A 5,875-nucleotide genomic window follows, 5' to 3' on the forward strand; every position below is an offset into this window, starting at 1 on the left:
CCCTGCGCCAGGCCCTGGCGCGAACCGAACTCGTTGTAGATGGTCTGCCGGCTGATGCCCGCTGCGCGGGCCACGTCCGACAGCGTGATCGCCGACCAGTCCCGGGCCAGCAGCAGGTCCCGCATCGCGTCGAGCACCGAGTCGCGCAACAGGACGCGCGACGCCTCGGCATACGGCATCCGCTTCACAGGCGCGACAGTAGTAGTCGAGGCGTTCACGGTCTGGCCACTTCCACCATTTCGAAGTCGGATTTCGCGGCGCCGCAGTCCGGGCAGCTCCAGTCGTCGGGGATGTCGTCCCAGCGGGTGCCGGCCGCGATCCCGTCCTCGGGCCAGCCCAGCGCCTCGTCGTACTCGAAGCCGCACTGGATGCAGCGGAACAGCTTGTAGTCGCTCATGCCGTCACGTCTTCCTTCTCGAAGTCCACCTTCTCGCGCACCGCGCAATCGGGGCAGCACCAGTCGTCGGGGATGTCGCTGAAGGGCGTGCCCGCGGGAAAGCCTTCCCGCGGAGCGCCTTTGGCTTCGTCATAACGGTAGCCGCAACCCGGGCAGCGGTAGGCGATCATGCCGCCACCTCGTGGGAGGCGAGCAGCTTTTCGCGCAGCCGCGGCTGCATGTTGACCCGGGTGATGTCGCCGTCGTAGTGCGCCAGCACGCGGTGGTCCATCACCCGGCGCCACAGCGGCGGGAAGTAGGTCAGCGAGATCATCGACGCGTACCCGCTCGGCAGGTTGGGCGAGCCCTCGATGCTGCGCAGCGTCTGATAGCGACGGGTCGGGTTGGCGTGGTGATCGCTGTGCCGCTGCAGGTGATATAGGAACAGGTTCGTCACGATGTGGTCGGAGTTCCAGCTGTGCACCGGCTGGCAACGTTCGTAACGCCCGTTAGCGCCCTTCTGCCGCAGCAGCCCGTAATGCTCGAGGTAGTTGACCGCCTCCAGCAGGCTGAACCCGAAGACCGCCTGGATGACCACGAACGGGATCAGGCCCGGGCCGAAGACGGCGATGAGCGCGCCCCACAGCACCACCGACATCAGCCACGCGTTGAGCACGTCGTTGAACAGGTAGGTCCGGGGGTCCCACGGGCTCTTGCCGAGCCGGCGCAGCCGCTGCGCCTCCAGCCCCAGCGCCGAGCGCAGGCTGCCGAACACGCTGCGCGGCAAGAACTCCCAGAAGGTCTCGCCGAACCGCGCCGACGCCGGATCCTCCGGGGTCGATACGCGCACGTGGTGGCCGCGGTTGTGCTCGATGTAGAAGTGGCCGTAGCAGGACTGCGCCAGGGTGACCTTGGAAAGCCAGCGCTCCAGGGAGTCCTTCTTGTGCCCCATCTCGTGGGCCGTGTTGATCCCCACCCCGCCGAGGACCCCGACCGACAGCGCCACGCCCAGCTTGCCCGCCCAGCCCAATCCTCCGGTGAAGCCGAGCCAGCTCAGGTTCGACGCCGTGAACAGGTAGGCGCCCAGGACCACGCTGAGGTACTGGAACGGGATGTAGACGTAGGTGCAGTAGCGGTAGTACTTGTCGTTCTCCAGCCGTTCCATCACCTCGTCGGGCGGGTTCTGACCGTCGGGCCCGAACCGCAGGTCGAGGATCGGCAGCAGCACGTAGAGCAGGATCGGCCCGATCCACAGCGGCACCTGCGCGGCGGCGTGCCAGCCGAGCCGGTTGGCCGCCCAAACGATCGGCAGCATCACGAACAACGCCGTCGGGGCGATCAGCCCCATCAGCCACAGGTGGCGCTTCTTGTCCCGCCAGACCGGCGCTTCCTCGGGCCTCAGTGTGGTCATATGCCAAACCTCCTTGTGAGTCATGCCACGTTGAGGTTGGACAATACGGCAGTTTGCGTCTTGTGTCTAGACACGGAGCGCCATTTTGTAAACCAGCGGGATCAGCCGGCCGGGCCCGCCTCCGCCGGGGCCACCGAGGCGAGCTCGCCGGATTGCCGGCGCCCCTGAACGGAGTGCCGGTACCCATAGCCCACGTAGATCGCGGTTCCCACCACCAGCCAGACACCGAACCGGACCCAGGTCAGGGCGCTGAGGTTCAGCATCAACCACGCGCAGGCGGCGATCGACGCGATGGGCAGCACCGGCACCCACGGCGCCCGGAAGCCCCGCTCCAGGTCCGGACGGGTGCGCCGCAGGACCATGACGCCCGCCGACACCAGGACGAACGCGAACAGCGTGCCGACGTTGACCATCTCCTCGAGCTTGGCTATCGGGAACACCGATGCCGTCGCCGCGATCACGACCGCGACCAGCACGGTGATCCGGACCGGGGTCCCGCGCGCGCCGGTCTTGGCCAGTGACCGCGGCAGCAGCCCGTCGCGCGCCATCGCGAACAGCACCCGGCACTGCCCGAGCACCAGCACCATCACCACGGTGGTCAGCCCGGCCAGCGCCCCGACGGCGATGATCTTGCTGGCCCAGTCGATCCCGTTGGCCGCGAAGGCTGTGGCAAGGTTGGCCGGCTTGTGGCCGGGCGCGGTCTTGAGCTGGGTGTAGGAGACCATGCCGGACAGCACCACCGACACCGCGACGTACAGGACGGTCACGATCGCCAGCGACGCCAGGATGCCCCTGGGCACGTCGCGCTGCGGCTTCTTGGTTTCCTCGGCCATGGTGGCCACGATGTCGAACCCGATGAACGCGAAGAACACGATCGATGCCCCCGCCAAGACGCCGTAGAGGCCGTAGTGGCTGCTGTGCGCCCCGGTCAGCAGCGACAGCACGGACTGGTTGATGCCCGACGACCCTTGCCCGGCCTCCGGCTTCGGGATGAACGGCGAGTAGTTGGAGCGCTTGATGTAGAAGACCCCGACCAGCACGACGAAAATCACCACCGACACCTTGATGCCGGTGATCACGGCGGAGAATCGGGACGACAGTTTGGTGCCCAGGCCGACCAGGGTCGCGACCACCGCGACGATCAGCAGCGCGCCCCAGTCGAGGCTGACCGATCCGAGTTGGACTGTGCCACCGGCGAATCCGAATACGTTCCCCAGGTAGCTCGACCAGCCCTTGGACACCACGGCGGCCCCGATCGCCAACTCCAGCACCAGGTTCCAACCGATGATCCAGGCCAGAAACTCACCGAAGGTGGCATAGGAGAAGGTGTAGGCGCTGCCCGCCACCGGCAGGGTCGAGGCGAATTCGGCGTAGCACAGGGCCGCCAGCGCGCAGGTGACCGCGGCGATCACGAACGAGATCCAGATTGCCGGTCCGGTGATGTCGCCGGTGGTCGAGGCGGTGACCGTGAAGATGCCGGCGCCGATCACCACCGCGACGCCGAACACGACCAGGTCCCACCAGGTCAACTCCTTGCGCAGCCGGGTCTCCGGCTCGTCGGTGTCGGCGATCGACTGCTCTACCGATTTCGTGCGCCATCGATTTGCCATTCGTCCGCCTTCTGGGCTTACTGGGACCCGTTGGGTCCCGTCGGACCGCACAGTACTGGGTAGTCTGCTCCGCATAGCGGAGAGCGGGGGAAACATGCGGGACCATGCCGCGGTCATCGGGGGAAGCATCGCCGGGCTGTGCGCCGCGCGGGTGCTGTCGGACTTCTACGCGCGAGTCAGCGTGTACGAGCGCGACGAGTTGCCGAGCGCGCCGGCGAACCGCGCGACGGTCCCCCAGGACCGGCACCTGCACATGCTGATGGCCCGCGGCGCGGCGGAGTTCGAGGACCTGTTCCCCGGCCTGCTCGACGACATGGTCGACGCGGGCGTGCCCATACTGGAGAACCGGCCGGATTGCATTCACCTGGGCGCCGCGGGCCATGTCCTGGGGACGGGGCACACGCTGCGCGACGAGTTCACCGCGTACGTGCCCAGCCGCCCGCACCTGGAGTGGCAGGTGCGCCGCCGCGTGGCGGACATCGAGAATGTCGAGATCATCCGCCGCTCGGTCGCCGAGCCGCGGTTCGACGGCGCGCGCCAGCGTGTGACCGGCGTGCTGCTCGACCCGCAGGGGGACGGGGAGCCGGAGTTCGTGCCGGCCGATCTCGTCGTCGACGCCGCCGGCCGGGGCACCCGCCTGCCGGTGTGGTTGGAGCAGTGGGGATTCGAGCGCCCGGTCGAGGCCACCATCGACATCGGCATCAACTACGCGACCCAGCAGTTCCGCATGCCGGAGGGCCTCATCGCCGAGAAGGTGGTGGTGGCCGGGGCGTCTCACGACGAGTCGCTGGGGCTGGGCATGTTGCACTACGAGGACCGGGTCTGGGTGCTGACCACGTTCGGGGTGGCGGGCGCCAAGCCGCCAGCGACGTTCCCGGAGATGCTGGCGCTGGCCGGCAAGCTGCTGCCCGCGCACTTCAATTCCGCTCTGGCGCAGGCCGAACCCGTCGGTGAGCCGGCGTATCACGCGTTTCCGGCCAGCCGGTGGCGCCGCTACCACCGGCTGGACCGCTTCCCGGACGGCATCGTCCCGCTCGGTGACGCCGTCGCGAGCTTCAATCCGACCTTCGGGCAGGGTATGACGATGACGGTGCTGCAGGCCGGTCATCTGCGCCGGGCGCTGCAATCGAATGACCTTGCGCGCGAACTGAATCGGGCCACCGCACGGACGACCTACCCGGTATGGATGATGAACGCGATCGGCGACATCACCTTCCACCACGCCCGGCCCAAGGGGCGGGTGCCGTGGTGGTGGCGGCCGTCCGGCGCGCTGTTCGACCAGTTCCTCGGGGCGGCCGAGACGGATCCCGTTCTGGCCGAATGGTTTTTGCGCCGGTTCTCGCTGCTGGACAGCCTGTACATGGTCCCGCCGCCGCGGATCGTGGGCCGCGCCATGGCGCACAACATGCGGCTGTGGCTGCGCGAGCGCCGGGAAGCCCGGCAACGCCCGCTCACAGCCCTACGGTCGCCCTGAACAGTTTGGCGGGCTCGCGCGCGACGAGGCGGATCGGTCCGTCGTCGGCCGCCACCCAGGCCGCCATTCCGCGTTCCAGCGTGAGCGATCCGGATTTGGCGTGCACCGTCGTGCAGCCCTGGGTGCTCAACAGGATCTGCGGGCCCTCGTGGGCGCAGCCGGCGTCGACCTCGTGGCCGAGGTACTCGCCGTCGAGCGCCAGCAGCGCGACGGCGAACTCGTCGGTCGGCGTCTGGTAAATCTGGCCGAACCCCTCGCGGCGGATGGGTGGGCGCAGCTGCGCCTCGGTGGTGGGCGTGAAGTCCAGCACCCGCAGCAGCTCGGGCACGTCGACGTGCTTGGGGGTGAGCCCGCCGCGTAACACGTTGTCGGAGTTGGCCATCACCTCGACGGCGAAGCCGCGCAGATAGGTGTGCAGGTTGCCGGCCGACACGAAGATGGCCTCGCCCGGGGCCAGGGTGATGCGGTTGAGCAACAACGCCGCCAGCACGCCGGCGTCGCCGGGATAGCGTTCGCCCAGTTCCAGCACCGTCTTGGCCTCGGCCGCGAATTCCGTTGCCCCGGAACTGACGTACTGGATCGCGCCGTCCAGCACGGCGGGCACCAGCACGTCGATGTCGGGCTGCGGAGCGGTGATCCAGGTGGTGAACAGCGCGCGCAGGCCGTCGGCGTCGGACTGGTCGTTCAGCAGGTCGATGTACGGGTCGAGGTCGGAGACGGCCAGCGCGCGGAGCAGCTCGACGGTCCGCGACGCCTGGCGAAACCCGGCCAGCGCCTCGAACGACTGCAGCGCCACCAACAACTCCGGTTTGTGGGAGGTGTCGCGATAGTTGCGGACCGGCGAGTTGACCGGGATGCCCAGGCGCTCCTCGCGCAGGTAGCCCTCGACCGCCTGCTCGGTGCTCGGGTGGGCCTGCAGCGACAGCGGCTCGTCGGCGGCGAGCACCTTGACCAGGAACGGCAGGACGTCCCCGAAGCGGGCGCGCGACCCCGGGCCGAGCTGT

General features: G+C 68.5%; 7 protein-coding genes. 1 reads left to right on the forward strand and 6 read right to left on the reverse strand.

The window, feature by feature from the left end:
* From A5706_RS24770 to A5706_RS24790, 5 genes are all read right to left on the reverse strand, one after another.
* A partial coding sequence (locus A5706_RS24770) for a TetR/AcrR family transcriptional regulator (RefSeq protein WP_369831954.1) occupies nt 1–179 on the reverse strand: 179 nt, incomplete at its 3' end.
* 35 nt (nt 180–214) lie between these two features.
* Complete coding sequence (gene rubB / locus A5706_RS24775) at nt 215–397, reverse strand: rubredoxin RubB (RefSeq protein ID WP_068136743.1); 183 nt, start codon at nt 395–397, stop codon at nt 215–217.
* Entirely contained in the window at nt 394–567 is a 174-nt protein-coding gene (locus A5706_RS24780) for a rubredoxin (RefSeq protein ID WP_068136746.1), read from the reverse strand. Before A5706_RS24780 ends, rubB begins: the two co-directional genes overlap by 4 nt.
* Complete coding sequence (locus A5706_RS24785) at nt 564–1,787, reverse strand: alkane 1-monooxygenase (RefSeq protein ID WP_068136756.1); 1,224 nt, start codon at nt 1,785–1,787, stop codon at nt 564–566. The genes A5706_RS24780 and A5706_RS24785 overlap by 4 nt, the downstream gene beginning before the upstream one ends.
* 101 nt (nt 1,788–1,888) lie before the next feature.
* Complete coding sequence (locus A5706_RS24790) at nt 1,889–3,397, reverse strand: amino acid permease (protein WP_068136766.1); 1,509 nt, start codon at nt 3,395–3,397, stop codon at nt 1,889–1,891.
* A 94-nt stretch (nt 3,398–3,491) separates the two neighbouring features.
* Between A5706_RS24790 and A5706_RS24795 the strand changes: the two genes are divergently transcribed.
* Complete coding sequence (locus tag A5706_RS24795; protein ID WP_068136768.1) at nt 3,492–4,871, forward strand: NAD(P)/FAD-dependent oxidoreductase; 1,380 nt, start codon at nt 3,492–3,494, stop codon at nt 4,869–4,871.
* On the opposite strand, the gene manA is transcribed toward A5706_RS24795, so the two are convergent.
* On the reverse strand, nt 4,849–5,875 hold a 1,027-nt coding region (gene manA / locus A5706_RS24800), incomplete at its 5' end, for a mannose-6-phosphate isomerase, class I (RefSeq protein ID WP_068136770.1). The genes A5706_RS24795 and manA overlap by 23 nt on opposite strands.

The organism is Mycobacterium sp. E796, from assembly GCF_001672815.1.
Taxonomy (GTDB): Bacteria; Actinomycetota; Actinomycetes; order Mycobacteriales; family Mycobacteriaceae; genus Mycobacterium.